Here is a 2,286-nt window from a genome sequence, read left to right as displayed (position 1 = left end):
GGACTTGGTGAGCACCATGAGCGCCATCAACGGTCGCTGGGGGCGCGGAACTGTAAGCGTCTGCCGAACTCACCTTGAACGGTTTGGGGTAAGAGCTTCGTTGGCGCATGGAAATCCTAACGTTAAGGACGATCGCGTCCGCTTAAAAATACGCGGACACCATCGCCCTTAATGCTGGAGTTCGGAAGGTGACTTGGCTGGACGCTTACGCAGGGTGATAGCTTTGCTATTTGCTGCGCAACCGATTACTCAGACTATCCAGGGAGATATAGATAGGGCCGTTATCCTTAAACTGAGTCCACTCCAATGTGCTCATAATCTGGGTCAATTTTGTTTTAGTTGTGCCAAGAACTTTTGCGGACTCCGCAAGCGAGCAATAAGTCTTACCATCGACCTCAACTCTTGGTTTCATAATCCTACCCGTCCCTTTGCTGTCAGCGATTCAGTTGTGGTTGTTACGTGTTCAGTGCATGCAGCCGCTTCAGCGCCACCGTTTTCAGCCATGTAAGGTAGAACGCCACAGCCACGGCACAGATGGCAGCAGCAGTCGTGGGCATGAATATGGACCCGACAACCAGGGTAACGCCTGCACTGGTGGCACTCCCGGAAATCGCGCTGAGCTGTGGATTGCCTCGCCACGCTGCTATCCCGCTGCAGATCATGTCGGCTAGCAGGAGGAATGCCGCGATCAAAGCTGTTTCAAGGACGATCATAGGGGACACCTCAGTAGCGGACTTTGAATGTGGGTGAGTCCTCCGGTCGCGAGTTGCGCCGGTCATAGATTTTCGTGGTGCTGATGTTCGCGTGGCCCAGCCACTGCTGGACCTTGGCAATGTCGGCCTCATGCTCCAGGGCGTTGGTGGCCGCTGTCGCTCGTAAACCATGAACCCCCAGGCCGGCGACCTCGATGCCGGCTGCTTTGGCGTAGCGACCCACCAATGCATAGATGCCGTCCGCGCTTAACCCAGCCCCGGTAGCCTTGCCGCGCAGCGGCATAAATAGAGGGGCTGCTGCCTGCTCCAGGTGGTGACCGGACGCCTCCAAGTAGGCATGAATCCGCTCCAGGGCAACTGGATGCATCGGCAGGTAGCGCAGCTTGCCGCCTTTACCGTGAACGCGCAGGTGCTTGATGCCGCGACGCTCCTGCATGTCCTGCACGGACAGCCTGGCCGCTTCCTGACGGCGCAGGCCGTGGTAGAGCAGCACGGCCAGCACGGCGCGATCACGCAGACCCTGCAGAGTGGCCGGATCAGGAGCATCGAGCAGCGCCTTGGCCTGGTGATCTCCAAGCGCTGGTGTCTTGCCTTCGTTGGTTTCGATCTTCGGGCGCTTCACACCGTGCACCGGGTTACCGCCCGCGATGGCGTTGGCATCGAGCAGGTGATCGAACAGGCTGGCCAGCGCCGCCAGCTTGCGCCGAATGGTGGCCCCGGATAAGCCGCGCTGTTCGAGCTGGCCACGCCAGGCGAGTACATGGGCGCGGGTGACGACGCGGAATTGCTCAGGCGACTGGATGCCGAGGAAACCGCAGAAGTCCTCAATGTCGCCCTGGTAAGCGCGGCGTGTGCGCGGGTTGTCCAGGTTGGCGAACCATTCGGCGGCTGCCGGCACCTCTGCCAGCCCCTGGAATTGAGTCGCCGTCAGGCGGCGCTCAGGCGAGTCATGCTCGGTCGTGATCAGATCATTCATGGCGACGGCCTGCAGGGCATGTTTTCGGGAAGCGCGGCGCGTAGTCGGGTGAGCGGCGATACGTCAGCCACTTTCTATAGTCGTGGGCAAAGAAGCATGCGCCGGTCTCGCCATCGGGTAGCGGCATTGTCGAGCCACGGGAGTCAGCGACGAACTCATCACGGTACGGCTGAGGAATATCCGCCGCCCTCACATAGCGTCCGTCCTGGACGGGAACTTGATCGAGCACCTGCAAGGGGATGGATTCGGTCACGGCTCATGCCCCCATCAGATCAGCCCATTTAACTAATGATAACCTATTTTATCGTTAGTATTTTTTAGGGTAACGGTCTCGCTTGTTATGTCCTCAAGGTTAGCGTGGCCTGCTTTGCTGCTACACGCTGATTTATCTGAGCTCGTTGGTAGCAATTAATATTCATTTTTTGGGATGGGTGCGGATTCCACGCCATTCGGACACTCAGCCCACGCTGATCCGGACACCTGTTCCACGATCATTCGGACAGGCAGTCGGAGCGCAGCGACGCAGGGGTTGCATTGTTAGTCTGAGGCGCCCGGCGCCGTCAATTTCTTCACCCGCTTTCTCATCGACTCGCCCTT

At 58.7% G+C, this 2,286-nt stretch carries 3 protein-coding genes; all 3 read right to left on the bottom strand.

The window, feature by feature from the left end; all coding sequences use genetic code 11:
* Nucleotides 1-455: 455 nt before the first annotated feature.
* The 3 genes from N1078_RS19365 to N1078_RS19355 are packed head-to-tail and all read right to left on the bottom strand — an operon-like array spanning nucleotide 456 to nucleotide 1,942.
* Entirely contained in the window at nucleotides 456-713 is a 258-nt protein-coding gene (locus tag N1078_RS19365; RefSeq protein ID WP_274089691.1) for a hypothetical protein, read from the bottom strand.
* A gap of 10 nt (nucleotides 714-723) precedes the next feature.
* Nucleotides 724-1,689, bottom strand: coding sequence for a tyrosine-type recombinase/integrase (locus N1078_RS19360; protein WP_274089690.1), 966 nt, complete (start codon nucleotides 1,687-1,689; stop codon nucleotides 724-726).
* Complete coding sequence (locus N1078_RS19355; RefSeq protein ID WP_274089689.1) at nucleotides 1,682-1,942, bottom strand: hypothetical protein; 261 nt, start codon at nucleotides 1,940-1,942, stop codon at nucleotides 1,682-1,684. Before N1078_RS19355 ends, N1078_RS19360 begins: the two co-directional genes overlap by 8 nt.
* Between the last annotated feature and the right edge of the window lie 344 nt (nucleotides 1,943-2,286).

Origin of the sequence: Pseudomonas sp. MIL19 (assembly GCF_028680365.1) — a bacterium.
Taxonomy (GTDB): domain Bacteria; phylum Pseudomonadota; class Gammaproteobacteria; order Pseudomonadales; family Pseudomonadaceae; genus Aquipseudomonas; species Aquipseudomonas spirodelae.
This window is presented reverse-complemented; position numbering and strand designations above follow the sequence as displayed.

What these genes read in the sequence shown, in the direction of transcription:
- N1078_RS19365 (WP_274089691.1), bottom strand. Translation starts at nt 713, where the DNA reads ATGATCGTCCTTGAAACAGCTTTGATCGCGGCATTCCTCCTGCTAGCC.
- N1078_RS19360 (WP_274089690.1), bottom strand. Translation starts at nt 1,689, where the DNA reads ATGAATGATCTGATCACGACCGAGCATGACTCGCCTGAGCGCCGCCTG.